Source organism: Parasutterella secunda, assembly GCF_023336895.1.
Taxonomy (GTDB): Bacteria; Pseudomonadota; Gammaproteobacteria; order Burkholderiales; family Burkholderiaceae_F; genus Aphodousia; species Aphodousia faecalis.
Genome location: NZ_JAMBLT010000001.1, coordinates 108,938 through 125,904 on the forward strand (window position 1 = coordinate 108,938; position 16,967 = coordinate 125,904).

Annotated in this window: 16 protein-coding genes; 9 read left to right on the top strand and 7 right to left on the bottom strand. The window is 47.6% G+C overall.

Going from position 1 to position 16,967, the window contains the following annotated elements; all coding sequences use genetic code 11:
- Positions 1–450: 450 nt before the first annotated feature.
- The 3 genes from M3080_RS00530 to M3080_RS00540 are packed head-to-tail and all read left to right on the top strand — an operon-like array spanning position 451 to position 3,853.
- Positions 451–828, top strand: a complete 378-nt coding sequence (locus M3080_RS00530; protein ID WP_249091449.1) for a Rid family detoxifying hydrolase — start codon at positions 451–453, stop codon at positions 826–828.
- Between the two features lie 13 nt (positions 829–841).
- Positions 842–2,896, top strand: a complete 2,055-nt coding sequence (recG, locus tag M3080_RS00535; RefSeq protein WP_249091450.1) for an ATP-dependent DNA helicase RecG — start codon at positions 842–844, stop codon at positions 2,894–2,896.
- Positions 2,897–3,853 (top strand): hydrogen peroxide-inducible genes activator, encoded by a 957-nt coding sequence (locus M3080_RS00540; RefSeq protein WP_249091451.1) that lies wholly within the window; start codon positions 2,897–2,899, stop codon positions 3,851–3,853.
- A gap of 40 nt (positions 3,854–3,893) precedes the next feature.
- On the opposite strand, the gene proC is transcribed toward M3080_RS00540, so the two are convergent.
- Both proC and M3080_RS00550 read right to left on the bottom strand, forming a co-directional pair.
- Positions 3,894–4,709 carry a pyrroline-5-carboxylate reductase gene (proC, locus tag M3080_RS00545; protein ID WP_022472769.1) on the bottom strand — a complete coding sequence of 272 codons (816 nt, stop codon included), beginning with the start codon at positions 4,707–4,709 and terminating at the stop codon, positions 3,894–3,896.
- Positions 4,710–4,718: 9 nt separating this feature from the next.
- Positions 4,719–5,411, bottom strand: coding sequence for a YggS family pyridoxal phosphate-dependent enzyme (locus M3080_RS00550; protein WP_249091452.1), 693 nt, complete (start codon positions 5,409–5,411; stop codon positions 4,719–4,721).
- Between the two features lie 68 nt (positions 5,412–5,479).
- On the opposite strand from M3080_RS00550, the gene M3080_RS00555 reads away from it, so the two are divergent.
- Positions 5,480–6,073 carry an epoxyqueuosine reductase QueH gene (locus tag M3080_RS00555; RefSeq protein ID WP_283162497.1) on the top strand — a complete coding sequence of 198 codons (594 nt, stop codon included), beginning with the start codon at positions 5,480–5,482 and terminating at the stop codon, positions 6,071–6,073.
- On the opposite strand, the gene lgt is transcribed toward M3080_RS00555, so the two are convergent.
- Entirely contained in the window at positions 6,070–6,864 is a 795-nt protein-coding gene (lgt, locus tag M3080_RS00560; RefSeq protein ID WP_249091454.1) for a prolipoprotein diacylglyceryl transferase, read from the bottom strand. The genes M3080_RS00555 and lgt overlap by 4 nt on opposite strands.
- 93 nt (positions 6,865–6,957) lie before the next feature.
- Here lgt and thiM point away from each other — a divergent pair, with 93 nt between their 5' ends.
- The 5 genes from thiM (at position 6,958) to M3080_RS00585 (ending at position 12,354) form a co-directional block, all read left to right on the top strand.
- Positions 6,958–7,746, top strand: coding sequence for a hydroxyethylthiazole kinase (thiM, locus tag M3080_RS00565; protein WP_249091455.1), 789 nt, complete (start codon positions 6,958–6,960; stop codon positions 7,744–7,746).
- Positions 7,747–7,756: 10 nt separating this feature from the next.
- A complete protein-coding gene (thiE, locus tag M3080_RS00570; protein ID WP_022472773.1) occupies positions 7,757–8,398 on the top strand; it encodes a thiamine phosphate synthase in 642 nt (213 codons plus the stop codon).
- Between the two features lie 81 nt (positions 8,399–8,479).
- Complete coding sequence (locus M3080_RS00575; protein WP_249091456.1) at positions 8,480–9,931, top strand: DUF2868 domain-containing protein; 1,452 nt, start codon at positions 8,480–8,482, stop codon at positions 9,929–9,931.
- Positions 9,932–9,940: 9 nt separating this feature from the next.
- A complete protein-coding gene (locus M3080_RS00580; protein ID WP_249091457.1) occupies positions 9,941–11,392 on the top strand; it encodes a GTPase domain-containing protein in 1,452 nt (483 codons plus the stop codon).
- Between the two features lie 176 nt (positions 11,393–11,568).
- Entirely contained in the window at positions 11,569–12,354 is a 786-nt protein-coding gene (locus M3080_RS00585) for a transporter substrate-binding domain-containing protein (protein WP_249091458.1), read from the top strand.
- 71 nt (positions 12,355–12,425) lie between these two features.
- Here M3080_RS00585 and secF read toward each other — a convergent pair whose 3' ends face one another.
- The 4 genes from secF to tgt all read right to left on the bottom strand — a co-directional run bounded on the left by secF (position 12,426) and on the right by tgt (position 16,967).
- A complete protein-coding gene (secF, locus tag M3080_RS00590; RefSeq protein WP_249091460.1) occupies positions 12,426–13,361 on the bottom strand; it encodes a protein translocase subunit SecF in 936 nt (311 codons plus the stop codon).
- Positions 13,362–13,374: 13 nt separating this feature from the next.
- Positions 13,375–15,249 carry a protein translocase subunit SecD gene (secD, locus tag M3080_RS00595; RefSeq protein WP_249091462.1) on the bottom strand — a complete coding sequence of 625 codons (1,875 nt, stop codon included), beginning with the start codon at positions 15,247–15,249 and terminating at the stop codon, positions 13,375–13,377.
- A gap of 142 nt (positions 15,250–15,391) precedes the next feature.
- The gene (gene yajC / locus M3080_RS00600) at positions 15,392–15,733 is read right to left on the bottom strand and encodes a preprotein translocase subunit YajC (protein WP_022472779.1); all 342 of its coding nucleotides are present in this window, start codon (positions 15,731–15,733) and stop codon (positions 15,392–15,394) included.
- Between the two features lie 100 nt (positions 15,734–15,833).
- Entirely contained in the window at positions 15,834–16,967 is a 1,134-nt protein-coding gene (tgt, locus tag M3080_RS00605) for a tRNA guanosine(34) transglycosylase Tgt (RefSeq protein ID WP_022472780.1), read from the bottom strand.

Sequence of the window (16,967 nt, forward strand, 5' to 3'; positions counted from 1 at the left end):
GTGTCAAGCACGGACAAATACTCTGCCAAGCCCGTCTGCCGCAAGTTGTCAATTCGCAACAGAATCCGTTGTGGACCCAGCCGTTTCAAAAATAAGTCAAGTCTTTAAGCACGACAGAACGTCTCGGTCGTCATAAGAAGCCCGAAACGAAAATGCTTAAAGACAAAACATATCTTTCTCCATTCGTGCCATCGACAAACTCACTTCTGACACTACCGAATTGGCGTGCAGTTTAGAGAGCCTGAAGTCAGACACCCATTGGGAATAACCCGAAGTTTACACCAAACTGTTCAAACACGTAGAAAAGGCATAACGATCAAAGTCAAATTCCACTCACTTTTTGACAAAAAACAGTACCCTTTTTTCTTACTTAACAGTCCGTTCAAACGTTAGAATTAGTGTTGCTGTTTCAAAAAACTAATTTTTAACTTCCAGTAATAGGAGAGCGTCATGGCTCACGAAATCATCCACACCGATAAAGCTCCCGCAGCCATTGGTCCTTATTCTCAAGCAACCAAAGGAGCTGCTAATCTTTTCACCTCCGGTCAATTGGGAATTAATCCCGCAACCGGTGAATTACCGCAAGACTTTACCGCTCAAGCCCGTCAAGCCTTTGAAAATGTCAAGGCAATCGTTGAAGCTGCTGGCGGCTCTATGCAAAACGTTATGAAAATCACCATTTTCTTAACTGACATGGCGAACTTCCCCGCTGTTAACACTGTTATGCAAGAGTATTGCAGCGCCCCATTCCCCGCCCGAAGCTGTTTTGCTGTCGCAGCCTTACCTAAGGGCGGCGCGGTTGAAGTCGAAGCAATCGCCCTTATCTAATTAAGGTACTGCCATGCCGTTGGCGTCTTATCCTCGCAAAAAAGGTGAAAAACTCGCTCCTTTATCGGAACGGTTAGCTCGACTCGGTCTTAACAAAGACTGGGATTATGTTTTGCATTTGCCAATTCGCTACGAGGACGAAACCAGCCTTACTCCGATTGGCCGCTTAGAACCCGGTCAAACACAACAATGCGAAGGCAGTGTTGTGCGATCCGAGCGAATCCGCCGCCCTTCCGGAGAGCAACTTCAGGCTATTGTCGCCGACGGCAGTGGAACTGTTACCGTTAGACTGCTTCATTTTTACCCCTCTCAATGCAAGCAGCTTGCGGTCGGACAAAAGGTCAGACTTTACGGCCCTGTGCGCGAAGGTTTTTTGGGGTTAGAAATGCTTCACCCAAAAATCCGCAACGCTTTAAACGGCCTTTCGTTGCCAACAACACTCACGCCTGTCTATCCGGCCGGTGAGGGTATCACTCAGACGTGGCTCAGAAAGCGAATTTCCCGTGCCCTGCTGGATGTGGAAATTAAAGACCTGATTCCTCTTGAAATACTAAAAGAGCTAAAACTGCCGCCCTTGGCTGAAGCTCTCCGCTACATTCACCACCCGCCGGTAGGAGCGAGTCTTTCGGCTTTGGATGAAAGAACGGATCCCGCATGGCTTCGACTCAAATTTGACGAGTTGGTCGCCCAACAAATCGCTCTTCGGCATTCACGTGCACTGAAAGCCCTTTATCGAGCTCCGCAAATAGCACCCAACCAACATCCTGTCACGGATAAACTTTTTGAAGAACTACCTTTTTCTCTCACCCGAGCACAAGCGAGAGTGTTTGAAGAAATTCGCAAGGATCTTGGAAAAATTGTTCCCATGAACCGATTGGTTCAAGGGGATGTCGGAAGCGGGAAAACTGTTATTGCAGCGTTGGCTGCCACACTTTGTATTGATGCGGGATTTCAAGCCGCATTAATGGCTCCGACAGAAATTCTTGCCGAGCAACACTTTGAAAAAATTGCTCAATGGTTAACACCACTTGGCATTAAGATTGTTTGGCTTGCCGGGAAACAAAAAACAAAAGAACGAAATGACAGTCTTCAGTCAATCCGCTCCGGAGAAGCTCAACTGATAGTCGGAACACACGCCCTCATTCAAGAAAGTGTGCAATTTTCCAACTTGGGGCTTGCCATCGTTGATGAACAGCATCGCTTCGGCGTCCAACAACGTTTAGCACTCCGACAAACCAAGGACAACCGATTACCGCACCTGCTCATGCTATCTGCAACGCCAATCCCCAGAACATTGGCCATGAGCTATCTGGCCGATCTCGATGTTTCCGTTATTGACGAATTACCGGCCGGTAGGCAACCCATCACCACAAAATTAGTCAGCCTTAATCGCAAGCACGAAGTCATGTCGGTGATTAACCAGCAGGTCGCGCAAGGCAGACAAGTCTATTGGGTCTGTCCGCTCATTGAAGAAAGTGAAAAAATCGATTTAACCGCCGCCACTCAAACATACGAGGAAATCACCACTCAACTGCCCAATCTTAGAGTCGGTCTGGTCCACGGCGCCCTGCCCGCAGAGGACAAACAAAAAATCATGCAGTCCTTTAAAGAGGGCAAGTTAGACGTACTAGTGGCTACTACTGTTATTGAGGTAGGAGTGGATGTACCCAATGCCACATTAATGGTCATTGAACATGCGGAACGTTTCGGCTTGGCTCAGCTTCACCAATTAAGGGGACGGGTCGGACGGGGTGCCCAGAAAAGTTTTTGTGTGTTACTCTACGGAGAACTGTCCGATACCGGACGAGAGCGTCTAAAAGTTATCAGAGAAAGCAACGATGGCTTTGAAATTGCCCGCAGAGACCTGGAAATTCGAGGTCCCGGAGAATTTCTGGGAGCCAAACAATCCGGCGTTCCGCTTTTGCGTTTTGCCGATTTGGAACACGACTCGTCTCTATTGGAATCAGCCAGGGACTTTGCCACCCAGTGGCTAAAGGAAGATCCTGAGAATGCCAACCGTCATGCGAAGCGTTGGTTTAGCGGATACGAAAACTATTTGGAGGCATAAGTGACTCTCACAGAACTCAAATACATTATCGCTGTTGCCAGAGAGCGACACTTTGGACGTGCGGCTGAATCCTGTTTCATTTCTCAACCTTCATTATCTGTCGCCGTCAGAAAACTGGAAGAAGAATTGGGGGTACACATTTTTGAGCGGCGTTCTCAAGAAGTCTCTCTGACGCCGGTCGGTGAAAGTATTGTCGAACAAGCTCAAAAAGTTCTGGACGATGTCAGACGTATTGAAGAGTTGGCTGTACAGGGGAAAGACCCTCTTTGTGGTCCATTGCGTCTGGGGGCAATCTTTACCATCAGCCCTTATCTGATGCCGGGCTTAGTTCACAAAATGCTCCATCTGGCCCCCAAAATGCCGTTGATTTTGTCTGAAAATTACACGGCTAATCTACTCGAACAACTACGAGCCGGAGAAATTGACGTTGCCATTATGGCACTTCCGATCAGCGAGCCGGGCCTTATGTTTATGCCTCTGTACGATGAGGAATTTGTTGTTGCCGTTCCCCATGATCATCCGTGGGCGCAACGCTCTGAAATTCATCGCGATGAGGTTCGTTCGGGAAAACTTTTGCTTTTAGGTAAAGGACACTGCTTGCGAGACCAAATTCTTGAAGCCTGTCCGGAGTCAACACCCCGTAAAAACGGCATTACCGCCATACAAAAAACTGTTGAAGGCTCCTCGCTTTTGACGATTCATCATATGGTCGCACAAGGATTGGGAATTACGGTATTACCCAGTTCAGCGCTGAAAGAAACATGCGGCGACGACCTTGTCAAGGCGGTTAGCTTTGAAAAACCTGTTCCCACTCGTCGAGTCATTATTGCTTGGAGAAAAAGCTTTAATCGAATGCCGGCTATTGAAGCCATTAAAACTGCAGTTAATAGTCTAAATCTCGAGGGCTGTAAAACGCTGAATCTGCCACCAGTCAGTTCAGTCTCCGCCGTTAATTAAACGGAATTCTATGGCGGGCATCGTTGCCCGCCATTTTTTGTTATGACTTTCCTAATTCATCAGCCAGGACTTGGCTTCTGTCGTAGGCGGCCTGGACAGCTTCATCCATCATTTCCATGAATTGATGCTCATCCATAACTCTTAATGCCTCTGCGGTTGTTCCGCCCTTACTGGTGACATTTATCCGAAGCTGAGCCGGCGAATCGTTACTGGCGACAGCCAACTTGGCCGCCCCCAAAACCGTAAGGATCGCCATTTCACGAGCTTTTTCTGGATCAAAGCCGCGCTTGATCGCTGCCGCTTCCAATGCCTCAATAAAGCGAAACACGTAGGCAGGGCCAGAACCGGAAACCGTCGACAACAAATCCAATTGCTCTTCGCTCTGAACAGTAATAATTTCACCCATCGCACAAAGGATGCTTTGGGCGATTTCTTTTTGAGCGAGCGCATCATCGGGCACATACAAACCGACAACACCGGCTTTGACCAATGCAGGCGTATTCGGCATGGCGCGAACAAGGTTAAAGCTACCTAGCCACCTGGCAATATCACTGACTCGAATGCCCGCCGCAATCGAGATATAAAGCGCCCCTTCGCTAAAAAATTCTTTGCATTGTGAAATCGTTTGAGAAAGTCCCTGAGGTTTGACGGCTAAGACAACAACTTCGGCAGCTTTCAACCATTCTCCTGCTTTTAGGTGTGTATTGACGCCATAGTCCTTCTGCAACCGATCGCATTTGGCCTGGTTACGATCCATAACATCAATCAAATCAGCCGGATAACCTGCAGCCACCAATCCTGCCACCAAGGCACCAGCCATATTTCCGCCTCCGATCATTGCGACTCTTTTTTCCATGACATCCTCCTAACTTTTAGAATAATTTCTGGCTCCGAAAATGGCCGAGCCCACCCGAACCAATGTACTGCCCTCTTCAATGGCGACTTCGTAGTCTGCACTCATTCCCATCGATAAGGTATCAAATGCATACCCTTTAGTTCGGCAGTCTTCGAAAATTTTTTTCATTCTTGCAAAGGTTTGTCTTTTTTCCGTCTCATCGGCATCCGCCTTCGGAATACACATCAAGCCTCGCAACTGAATGTTGGGCAATAACGACACCGAAGCTAAAAAATCAGAAAGCGCCTCCGGAGCAATTCCGCTTTTACTTTCTTCATCATCGATATTGATTTCGACAAGAGCATTGATTGCCGACATGTGAGCGGGGCGCTGTTCATTGAGCCTTTGAGCAATTTTCAGGCGACTGAGACTTTCTATCCACTGGAAATGTTCGGCCACTAAACGAGTCTTATTGGCCTGAAGGGGACCAATAAAATGCCACTCAAGTTCAATATCCGGATAGTGTTCTTTGAAAAACTCAACTTTAGCCGACCCTTCTTGGGCATAGTTTTCACCAAAACATCGCTGACCGGCTCGAACAGCTTCTGCAATCGATTCAACAGGAAATGTTTTGCTGACGGCCAACAATTTCACTTCGCGACCGTTCGATGCCACTTGAATGTACTGTCTAACGCCGGCAATATTTTCCGCAATAGTTGTCATATGAAAATATCCTCAACCAACCTGTGCAGTATACAATTGCCGCAAAGAAACCGTATCAATTTGATTTTATGACTGACGTATTACTGCACTGTTGCTGTGCCCCTTGCTCGTCAGCTATCTTGGAATGGCTGATGCAAAATGACTATAAACCAACGCTGTTTTACTTTAATCCCAATATTTTTCCCGATTCTGAGTACATCATCCGTAAAAACGAGCTCAAACGCTACGCGCAAGCGTTGGGTTTACGTGTCATTGACGGTGATTACGATCATGCGAAGTGGAGACAAGAAATAAAGGGGCTGGAAATGGAACCCGAAAGAGGCAGACGATGCCAAGTTTGCTTCGATTATCGACTGCGGGAGACCGCCAGGGTCGCCAGCGAGGAAAAAATAGAACTTTTTACCACTACGCTTGCTTCCAGCCGCTGGAAGGATCTCGAACAAATTAACAGAGCTGGACAGGCGGCCGAAAAACTTTATCCCGGTACACAATTTTGGGATAAAAACTGGCGAAAAGGCGGATTGCAACAGCGCCGGAGTGAGCTGTTAAAGTTAAACCGTTTTTACAACCAACTCTATTGCGGGTGCGAGTTCTCAATGAAGCGACTGTTGCCTGAGTCCTGTGAATTCATCCTCAAACAGGAAAAACCTCGTGAGATTTAGCGCTTAATCGATCTTTGTGCCCACACCCAAACGAAGACTCCTATTACGATCAAGGGCAAGGAGAGCCACTGCCCTTGACTCAATCCCAGAGCTTGAAGTCCTAAAAATGAATCCGGCTCCCTGAAGAACTCAACGACAAACCGGCAAATCCCGTATCCGAGGCAAAAAAGTGCGGCCACCTTGCCAGGCGTTCTCGGACGTTTTGAATAAATCCATAAAACAACAAAAAGCAACAGACCTTCTAATGTCGCTTCGTAGAGCTGAGAGGGGTGTCTGGGTAACCCGTCTGCCGCTTGTGGGAAAATCATTGCCAACACAAATTCCGGCGAGCAAACGCGCCCCCACAATTCACCATTAATAAAGTTGCCTATTCTTCCAAAGAGTAAGCCTAACGGCACAAGCGGCACTACAAAATCAGCCAGGGTGAAAAAGTTAATTGATCTTGTTTTTGCAAAATAAAGCATGGCAATGACTACGCCAAGTATTCCGCCATGTGCACTCATGCCGCCGTCCCAAATTCGAATAATTTGAGACGGGTACGTCAAATAAAAATCCGGTTGATAAAACAGGCAATAACCCAATCGACCACCGATAATTACACCTAAAACTCCAAAAAATAATAAATCTTCAACTTTTTCAGCATCCATTTGACGCCACGAGTCTTTTTTTGCTCGATAGGTTCCAAGCCACCAAAAAAGAGCAAAGCCGACTAAATACATTAAGCCGTACCAGTGGACCGAGACGGGACCGACAGAAAAAGCGATGGGATCAAATTGAGGATGAACGAGCATAAGTGTTTTTTGTTTCAAATTTCTTTCGCTTGCATTGTACCGACCCGATACTGTTGTGGTATCGTCAAGGCGTTTAAATTTTCGAGTTTTATCATGTCTACGATTGAACCGTTTGAGAAAAGTTTTTTTGACCAATACTGCTCGCACTTGGTACACACTCACCCGCTAGTGCACTGCATGACTAATGACGTTGTTCAGGAAATCACAGCCGATGTATTGCTAGCTGCCGGCGCCTCGCCCGCCATGATTATCGATGAACATGAAAGTGCTGATTTTGCTGCCATCGCCGACTGCTTGCTCATTAATGTAGGAACGTTGACGGATTGCCGCAATCTTGCCATGACACTAGCCATTAAAGCAGCCAAGAGCTGTGGCAAGCCTTGGGTGCTCGACCCTGTTGCTTCCGGCCTTTTACCATGGCGAGATGAAAAAATTGCTCACTTTTTAAGTCTCGGACCAACCGTTGTACGGGGCAACGCCAGTGAAATTCTAAATTTGGCCGGTCTAGGAGCCGGAGGACACGGCGTCGATAGCAAAGACGACAGCCGTCAAGCCGTAGAAGGCGCCAAAGAGCTCGCCTTGAAATACAAAACAATTGTTGCGGTCACGGGAGAAACTGATTTTGTCACTGACGGACAAAAAGTTTTCAGCATCGCCGGCGGCGATATCATGACCACTCTTGTGGTCGGCACCGGATGCTCACTGTCGGCTCTGGTGGCGGCATTTTGTGCCAAAAGCGACAATTACCTAATGGCAGCTGCCGCTGCACTCACCATGGCTAAACGAGCCTCAGAAACCGCGGCCGCCCAATGTCAGGGACCAGGCAGTTTCCATCCCGCCTATCTTGACGCCCTTTATTCAATCGCGCGAAAACACTTTTAAGACGGCTCTCATGTTAAAGAAAAACTGTAATTACTCCGTCTACCTGGTTCTTGATCCTGTGCTGACGGAAAAAATGGGAATGGTAAAAACAGCTGAACTGGCTATTGAAGGCGGAGCCACTATTGTTCAGCTTCGAGCACCTCAATGGAAAAAACGCCGTCGCTACGAATGTGCTTTAGCTCTAAAGGATGTCCTTCATGCCTATCATGTGCCGCTCATTATTGACGACGATCTTGACATTGCCTTAGCTTGCAACGCCGATGGTGTTCACGTTGGCCAAAAAGATTTACCTGTTCATATCGTTCGGAAATTTCTAGGTCCGGACAAAATTGTCGGTCTTTCCATCAACAATGAGCAACAAATGTTGGCTGTTGATCCCAATGTTGTGGATTATGTCGGTGTTGGGCCTGTATTCTCAACGACAACCAAACCGGACGCCGAAGCGGCCATTGGGATTGACGGTTTAGCAAAATTAATGAAATCGTGTCCGGTTCCCGCTGTTGCTATCGGAGGCATTAAAAACCATCATATTGCTGAAATTGCCACAACCGGTGTTCAAGGAATCGCCGTTGTCTCTGCCATTTGCGGTCAAAATGATCCTCTTGGTAGCGCTCGTGAACTTTCTGAATTATGGAAACATTTTCACAGTTAAACTAAATTAGTTGATTTACTGTGCGTTTTATCTGACTCGAACCATTAAAATACAGAGGGTTAACCCCGCGGATAAATATTCATGAGTGAGGCATATAAAAACATTGAACAAGGGCGTTTTTCCCTCAGGGATGCTGAAGTCATTACTGAAGCAAAATTGCTTGAGCAAACACCAACTCTAAATTGGGAAAGCAGTGACGCCAATCGAGCCACACGACAAGCTGCACTTGCCGTTGGAGAAGACGCGAGCGCAGCTTCTTTTCTCGTTGCCAGAGCCCGTGTCGTTGAAAAAATGATTGTGGCCAAAAATCCGACCGTCAAACCCACCGCATTACGATTTACACCACCGGTCTGGATTAATGCCGCTCTCGTAGGTATTGCGTTTATCTTAGGGCTGTTAACCGACCAGTTTGCTTCTGAAAGTTCCAGAATCAACCTTCTTTCGCTGCCCTTTTTCGGTGTGTTGCTCTGGAACATTCTCGTCTATGTCATGCTCCTAATATCCGGCATTCGTCATAAGACTTCAAGGGATTTTCTTGGCTTAAGATCAGCTCTGGGTATTTTGGAAAAAGCTCTGACAATTAAGCAAGTCCGTTTGACAAAATCGATTACGACATTGCTGCAGCCTTTTGTCATGCATTACGCAGCACGGGCTTTTCACTTGGCCGCGCTCTTTTTTGTTCTCGGAATGATCTGTAGCGTTTTGCTTCGAGGTGTCGGCACTGCCTACACGGTCGGTTGGGAAAGCACGTGGTTTGCCAATAGTCCGGATATTGTTTATCAAATCATTGCCCTGACTTATGGCATCTTCACGAATTTTTTAGGCCCCATGCCTAATATTCTTGATGTTGCCAATATGCGTTTTGATCGCCTATCGGTCAACGCCGTGGATGTTTCGGCCGGTCTGTGGCTGATGCGAATGATTTTTATGCTAGCGGTTTTTGTGGCGGTTCCACGCTTACTTTTAGCTCTCAAACACACGCTGCAAATTAATGCACTGAAAAAGAACTTCCCGTTGGATCTTTCTGAGCGTTACTATGCTGATATCCTGCGAACGTGGCGTTCCGAAGCGATGACATTGGATTTATTAGTTTCTGACCGAAGTGATAATCCTCAAAATATCGAAAGTATCTACCGTTTCGCCGAGGAACTTGGCTTTAATCTGTCTGAGGTAAAAACTCATCACTGGAATCCGGACACCGACGAAATGCCCTTGACGCTTGAAGCCCAAGGTCAATCTCAGCAAGTTTGGGTTCTGATGAACGCGACGACAACACCGGAAAACGAAGTCCAGGGTGTTGCACTTGAACAAATCAAAGCCAAATTGGGAAGCACTCCATTGGTTATTCTCGTTGACATGTCCTCGTACATGGCGCGTTTCGGTGATTTTTCTGATCGGATCGATACACGCAAGGAATTGTGGAAGAATTTCTCTGAAAGCCTTGGGCTGCCTGTAGTTTTTTACCACTGCGGAATCCGCCCCGATCAACAAACTTGTGACGAATTAAAACTTGCAACCCAGCAAGCCCACTAGGACTGAACTATGTCTGATCAACAACTCATGCGTATCAATTTGAGCCTGGTATCTCACACCAATATCGGTAAAACGACTCTTGCGCGAACTCTACTGGGAAGAGACATCGGCGAAGTGGCCGATCGCCCACACGTGACCGAAACCAACGATGATTACGTTCTGATCAGAGCCAGTGACGGATGCTCGGAATTGGTCTTGTGGGATACGCCGGGGTTCGGCGACAGTGTCCGTTTAGCCAAACGGTTAGAAGGCAGAGCCAATCCGATTGGTTGGTTCATGTCCGAAGTCTGGGACCGTATGTCTAACAAAGCACTTTGGCTCAATCAACGGGCATTAAAACATGTCAGAGATACGAGCAGTGTGGTTCTTTATTTGGTCAACGCCAGCGAATCCCCGCAAGCTTGTTCCTACATCGCGGCTGAAATGCAAATTCTCTCTTGGATTGGCAAGCCGGTCATCGTGTTGCTAAACCAAATGGGTAAGCCCCGCGAACAAGATATTGAAGAGGCCGAACTCAAGCGTTGGCAGGATTACATGGGACAGTATCCGCTCGTAAAAAATGTATTGCCAATGGATGCTTTTGCTCGTTGTTGGGTTCAGGAATTTGCTCTTTTTGATGCCATCGCAGAGGTCTTATCTGATGAACAAAAAGTGACATTTGAAGCGTTGCGTGAGGCCTGGAGCAGACAAAGACGAGCCGTTTACTCAACATCCATCGAAGCGATTGCCGATTACATGACTCAGCTCGCCGTTGATCATGAGGAGTTGTCCAACTACTCGCTTACCGAACAAGTTAAAGATTGGGGTCGACGTTTAGGGGTCGTGAAACTGCAAAGCGGGCCGATTGAAGATGCTAAAAACGCTTTGGCAGCGCGAGCGGCCGATTGCCTTTGTGCGTTGACTCAGCGTCTAATTGATGCTCATCAACTGGAAGGATCGGGCGTTAAACGTGAAATCCTTCGTCGTCTGAAAACAGACTGGACCATTAACACGGCGGCCAATCCTAAGGGGGCTGCTATTGTCGGAGCCGTCGGTGCGGGAGCAGCAACCGGTTTGGCCGCTGATATCGGAACAGGCGGATTAAGCGCGGGCCTTGGCACGCTTCTCGGTACGGTTATCGGTGCCATTGGCGGTGCCGGCGCCGCACTAGCCTATAACCAAGTCAAGGGCGTTCATGGAACTCGAGTATCGTGGAGCAAAATCGCCTTGCAAAACTTTTTGTTGGAAGCTGTTTTGCTTTACTTAGCCGTTGCTCATTTTGGCCGTGGACGCGGATACTGGGAAGAAAGTGAAGCACCGGCTTTCTGGAAAGATGTCGTTATTTCAGAAATGAAAAAACTGCCGAAAGAATACGACACAACTCCATTGACCGATCCCGATGCAATTGAATCGTTGAGTAAGCAAACCACGGATACAGTCATCCGAGGAGTGCTTTACGACTTGTATAAAAAAGCGCCTTAATGGTTTTTCTCTTTTAATCAGGCTTGCCGCGGCAAGCCTTTTTTATTACTGATTTATGCCTATCAACACGGGAAATCCCTTAAGCCTGGCCCCTTATAGATATAAAAAAAGAGGCCTATTTGTGAAAAGCCAGCTCATAAAATAAAAACTATTCCAACATCAAAAAAAGGAAAACTATGAAAAATCTTTCCCGTTCTCTCCTGACTATGTCCCTTTTGAGCGCTTTGGCTCTCGGCGCCGTTTCTCCTTCTTATGCCGGCGAGCGTTTGGACAACATTATGGAAAAGAAAGTCCTTCGCGTCGGCACGCCCGGTGATTACCGTCCGTTTTCGATGAAAGAGGACGGGAAGTTTGTCGGACACGATATTGAACTTGTTCAAAAAATGGCCGATGTGTACGGCTGGAAAGTTGAATTTGTGCACTCCAGCTGGTCGAATTTGGCCAAAGATATGGCCGCCAATAAGTTTGACGTGGCTGTAGGCGGTATTACACGCTCTCCGGCTCGCGTAGTGACCGGTGATTTCTTGCCCGCCTACGCACCCTTTGGCAAAGTGGCTTTGATTAATAAGAAAAATAAAAACAAACTGACTTCTTTGGAAAAACTCAATAACCCGAACGTAACGGTTATTAAAAATCCGGGCGGCACCAATGAACAGTTTGTCTTGCAAAATTTAACCAAAGCTAAGATCCTGACGCACGAAAAAAATTACGAGATCCCGCAGTTAATTGCCGAAGGTAAGGGTGATGTCATGATCACCGAAAACGCAGAAGCCAAGCTCTACGCCAAGAAATATCCGCAACTGCACGCTCAGTTCTTGGATAAACCGCTTACTCCAGTGAACTACATGGGCTTTTGGATGCCGACTGACGATCCAGACTACACACGTGTGATGAACTATCTGTGGAACTTGATGGATCTCCGGGGTGAATTAAAAGCCTTAGATGAAAAGTACGGCGTATAGCACCGACCTTTTCTCTGCATTAAAAACGGCGCATTACGCGCCGTTTTTAATGGGATTAGAGCGGTTTGAAACTAGGGAACCATCTCTTGAACTTGATCTTTTTTGACCGGTTTGACCAAGTCCTCACGCTTGACACCTAAGTACATGGCGATAGCTGCCGCCACGAACACTGAGGAGTAAACACCCAAACAAATACCGATCGTAAGAGCCAAGGCGAAGTAGTGTAAAGCCGGACCTCCGAAGAAGAACATGGCCAACGTCATCGCCAAGGTTGATGAGTGGGTAATCACCGTACGAGACATCGTCGCGGTAATAGCCGAATCGATCACCTCAACCGTACTCATGCGGCGCATCTTCTTAAAGTGCTCACGTACACGGTCGAAAATAATCACGGATTCGTTCACCGAGTAGCCCAACACGGCTAACAGTGCCGCCAACACCGGCAGCGAGAATTCCCATTGGAAAAATGAGAACACACCCAATACCAAAATGACGTCGTGCAAGTTAGCGATAATGGCTGCAACTGAGAACTTCCATTCAAAACGGAAAGCTAAATAAGTGACAATACCGATAATCACCAAGATCAAAGCAGTTAAACCGTCTGTCGCCAGCTCTTCACCGACTTGAGGACCGACAAATTCAACACGAGTCATCTTGGCTTCTGGCTCAGTTGTATTCAAAACAGCCATCACTTCTTTGGCTTGTTCACCGGAACTTTCACCTTCAACAATTGGCAAGCGAATCATGACGTCACGCGCCGTTCCGAAATTTTGAACGGCCGCTTCAACACCTAATGAGGTTTTGATTTGCTCACGAATTTGTTCCGTGGGCGCCGCTTGAGGATAGGTCACCTCCATCACGGTACCACCGGTGAATTCAATCGAGAAAGCCAAACCGCGCGTACACAACAAGAAAACCGCGATCAAGAACGAAATGAACGAGATCGTATTGAAGATCTTGTCAAAGCGCATGAAGTGAATCGTGCGCCGAATTCTAAAAAACTCCATACTTCACTCCTTCCTAGTCCTCAGGTCTCCAAATTTGACCAACATGCAGCTTCTTGAGCTTCTTCTGACGACCGTAGATCAAATTAATGACAGAACGGCTTACAACCACAGAAGTGAAAATAGAGGTCAAAATACCTAAGCAGTGCACAACGGCAAACCCTCTCACAGGACCGGAGCCAAAAATCAAAAGGGCAATACCGGCAATCAAACTTGTGACGTTTGAGTCCAAAATGGTTGCAAAAGCTCTTTCAAAGCCTTCGCTAATTGCCTGCTGAGGCGATCGTCCTTCGCGCAATTCTTCACGAACACGTTCGTTAATCAGCACGTTGGCGTCAACAGCCATACCGAGCGTCAATGCGATAGCGGCAATACCCGGCAAAGTCAAAGTTGCCTGAAGCATGGAGAGCAATGCCACCAAAAGCATCACGTTGCAGCTCAAGGCAAATACTGACACCGCGCCGAAAACCTGGTAGTACAGGATCATGAAGATTGACACAACGGCAAAACCATATAGCGTTGAGCGGAAACCGGCTTCAATGTTAGCCGCACCCAAGCTCGGACCGACCAATCGTTCCTCAATGATTTCCATCGGTGCTGCCAGCGACCCGGCGCGAAGCAGCAAAGCCGTATCCGTTGCTTCCGTTGCCGTCATGCGACCAGAAATCTGAACGCGTCCTCCGCCAATTTCTTGACGAATAACCGGTGCCGTAACCACTTCGCCTTTACCCTTTTCAAAAAGGATAATAGCCATGCGTTTACCAACATTGTCACGCGTTACATCCTGGAAGATACGTGCACCGCGGCTATCCAAAGTCAAGTTCACCGTCGGTTCTTGCGTTTGTTGATCGAATCCAGGCTGAGCGTCGTTGAGGTTATCACCCGTGAGAACAACTTGACGCTTCACCAAAATCGGCACACCGGCGCGATCAAGATAACGTTCATCGCCAAACGGGACGGTCCCGGCAGCCAATTGCGCGTAAGCTTCGGGAGAGTCATCCACCATGCGAATTTCCAAGGTCGCCGTACGACCTAGAATTTCCTTAGCTTTGGCCGTATCTTGCACACCAGGCAATTGAACCACGATACGGTTGGCTCCCTGTTGAGCGATAACAGGTTCTGCCACACCCAATTCATTAATACGATTATGTAAAGTGGAAATGTTCTGCTTTAACGCATAATCGCGGACTTCCCGCAAAGAGGCATCCGTCATGGTTGCAACTAAACGGTACATCTGACCGTCATCACGATCGTCCAAGGACAAATCGTTGTGCGTATTGCGTAAAAGGTCACGAGCTTTGTCTCGTTCTTCTTGACTGCGGAAAGCGATTTCCAACGAAGTGCCGTTGCGCGTAATACCGGCGTGACGAATACGCTCTTCGCGGAATTGAGAGCGCAAGTCGCTAGCAACGGCATCTGCACGCTTATCAATGGCAGCATCCATATCCACTTCCAACAGGAAGTGAACACCGCCACGCAAGTCAAGACCCAGATACATTGGCAGAGCATGTAAGCTCAAGAGCCACTGCGGTGTGTTAGGCACCAAATTTAAAGCAACCACAAACGAGGGATCCGCTTGATCGGGATTGAGTTCACGCTCAATCACTTCTTTGGCCTGCAACTGCATTTCTGCCTGTGTCGGCTCGAAGCGAACTCGAATCGTTGATTGTTGAGCGCCTTGTTCAAAGAAGATGCCGTCCGGCGTGATGTTTGCACCGGATAAGGCTTTTTGAACCCGCTCGTATATTTGTTCATCAACCTTCACCGTTGCCTTTTGGCTTGAAATCTGAACTGCAGGCGATTCACCGAAGAAGTTCGGCGTCGTGTAAATCAGACCGATGACCAATGCGACAACAATGACGATGTATTTCCACAATGGATAACGGTTCACGTCTTATTCCCCAGAATAAACTGAAAAAGAGAACGACAGGCTGGGCTCGCTCTCTCTGCTACGGAACCAACCACAATTCAAAGATTCTGTGGCGGTTCGATGAAAACCCCAAGATGAACTGATCTTGGGGTTTTTCTAAAAATTAAAAGGTCTTAATCGTGCCCTTGGGCAAAACGGTTTGCACAGCAACGCGCTGCATCGTTAAGGTGACGGGTTCTTCCTTAACCGTAGCGATTTGCACAACCATGTAATCATCGCGGACTTCAACCACACGACCGGCAATGCCGCCGGCAGTTAACACTTCATCACCCTTGGTGAGAGCGTCAACCATCTTGGCATGTTCCTTTTGGCGCTTTTGCTGCGGACGAATCAAGAAAAACCAGAAAGCGACGAAGATCAAAATCATCGGCAACAAGCTCGTAATCAAACCGGCTGTATCTCCGCCAGCGGCGGTTTGGGCGAATGCGTCAGAAATAAAAAACATGAGTTACTCCATAAAAAACGTCCGATATCCACTCGGACAAAATAGTCCTCTAATTATACGGGGGAATTGACTGATTTTTTTTGCCTATTTCCCCGATTTTTTAGTCCACTCCACGGGCACGGTTTTCGTAAAATTCCGCTTTCCATTCCTCAAAACGATCCGCATCAAGCGCATCCCGAATTTCTTGCATCAGGTGCAGGTAATAATGCAGATTGTGAATGGTGTTGAGTCGGGCACCTAAGATCTCGTTTACTTTCTGCAGATGATGCAGATAAGCTCTTGAGAAATGCTTGCAGGCGTAGCAGTCACACGTCGGATCCAGCGGACGCAGGTCATCTTTGTATTTGCTGTTGCGGATCTTAATGTCGCCGTAGCGTGTAAAGAGCCAGCCGTTTCTTGCGTTTCGAGTAGGCATTACACAGTCAAACATGTCAATGCCTTGGCTTACACCTTCCACCAAATCCTCGGGCGTACCTACCCCCATTAAATAGCGAGGTTTGTCCTCGGGAAGCTGCCAGACAATTTTTTCCATAATCCGGTGCATCTCTTCCTTCGGCTCCCCGACCGACAGACCACCGACCGCATAACCATGAAAGCCGATTTCCTTGAGCCCTTCTAAGGACTCTTCACGGAGGTGTTCATACATGCCACCCTGAACAATGCCGAATAAAGCATTCGGGTTACCCAATCGAACAAATTCGTCTTTGCTGCGACGGGCCCAACGCAGTGACATACGCATGGATTTAGCCGCTTCTTCTTCGGTTGCCGGACGGTCATTGATCTTATAGGGCGTGCATTCGTCAAATACCATCACGATATCGCTATTGAGCACACGCTGAATTTGCATGGACACCTCAGGGGTGAGAAACAATTTATCCCCATTAATCGGCGAAGCAAATTTCACACCTTCTTCGGTGATCTTACGAAGACCTTTGAGTGAGAACACCTGAAAGCCGCCCGAATCGGTCAAAATGGGTTTATCCCAACCCATAAACTGGTGCAAACCGCCATGCTTTTCGATGACATCCAACCCCGGACGAAGCCAGAGGTGAAAAGTATTGCCTAAAATAATTTGAGAACCAATTTCCTCAAGTTCATTGGGAGCCATGGCCTTTACGGTGCCGTATGTTCCCACTGGCATGAAAATCGGGGTTTGCACAACTCCGTGGTTCAGTTTCATTTCTCCACGTCGTGCTTTTCCGCTGGTTTTCTTTAATGTAAATTCAAGACTCAC

Bases quoted from the DNA above. Each gene is read 5' to 3' on its own strand.
- M3080_RS00530 (WP_249091449.1), top strand. From the start codon at position 451: ATGGCTCACGAAATCATCCACACCGATAAAGCTCCCGCAGCCATTGGT.
- recG (WP_249091450.1), top strand. From the start codon at position 842: ATGCCGTTGGCGTCTTATCCTCGCAAAAAAGGTGAAAAACTCGCTCCT.
- proC (WP_022472769.1), bottom strand. From the start codon at position 4,709: ATGGAAAAAAGAGTCGCAATGATCGGAGGCGGAAATATGGCTGGTGCC.
- M3080_RS00550 (WP_249091452.1), bottom strand. From the start codon at position 5,411: ATGACAACTATTGCGGAAAATATTGCCGGCGTTAGACAGTACATTCAA.
- M3080_RS00555 (WP_283162497.1), top strand. From the start codon at position 5,480: ATGACTGACGTATTACTGCACTGTTGCTGTGCCCCTTGCTCGTCAGCT.
- lgt (WP_249091454.1), bottom strand. From the start codon at position 6,864: ATGCTCGTTCATCCTCAATTTGATCCCATCGCTTTTTCTGTCGGTCCC.
- thiM (WP_249091455.1), top strand. From the start codon at position 6,958: ATGTCTACGATTGAACCGTTTGAGAAAAGTTTTTTTGACCAATACTGC.
- thiE (WP_022472773.1), top strand. From the start codon at position 7,757: ATGTTAAAGAAAAACTGTAATTACTCCGTCTACCTGGTTCTTGATCCT.
- M3080_RS00575 (WP_249091456.1), top strand. From the start codon at position 8,480: ATGAGTGAGGCATATAAAAACATTGAACAAGGGCGTTTTTCCCTCAGG.
- M3080_RS00580 (WP_249091457.1), top strand. From the start codon at position 9,941: ATGTCTGATCAACAACTCATGCGTATCAATTTGAGCCTGGTATCTCAC.
- M3080_RS00585 (WP_249091458.1), top strand. From the start codon at position 11,569: ATGAAAAATCTTTCCCGTTCTCTCCTGACTATGTCCCTTTTGAGCGCT.
- secF (WP_249091460.1), bottom strand. From the start codon at position 13,361: ATGGAGTTTTTTAGAATTCGGCGCACGATTCACTTCATGCGCTTTGAC.
- yajC (WP_022472779.1), bottom strand. From the start codon at position 15,733: ATGTTTTTTATTTCTGACGCATTCGCCCAAACCGCCGCTGGCGGAGAT.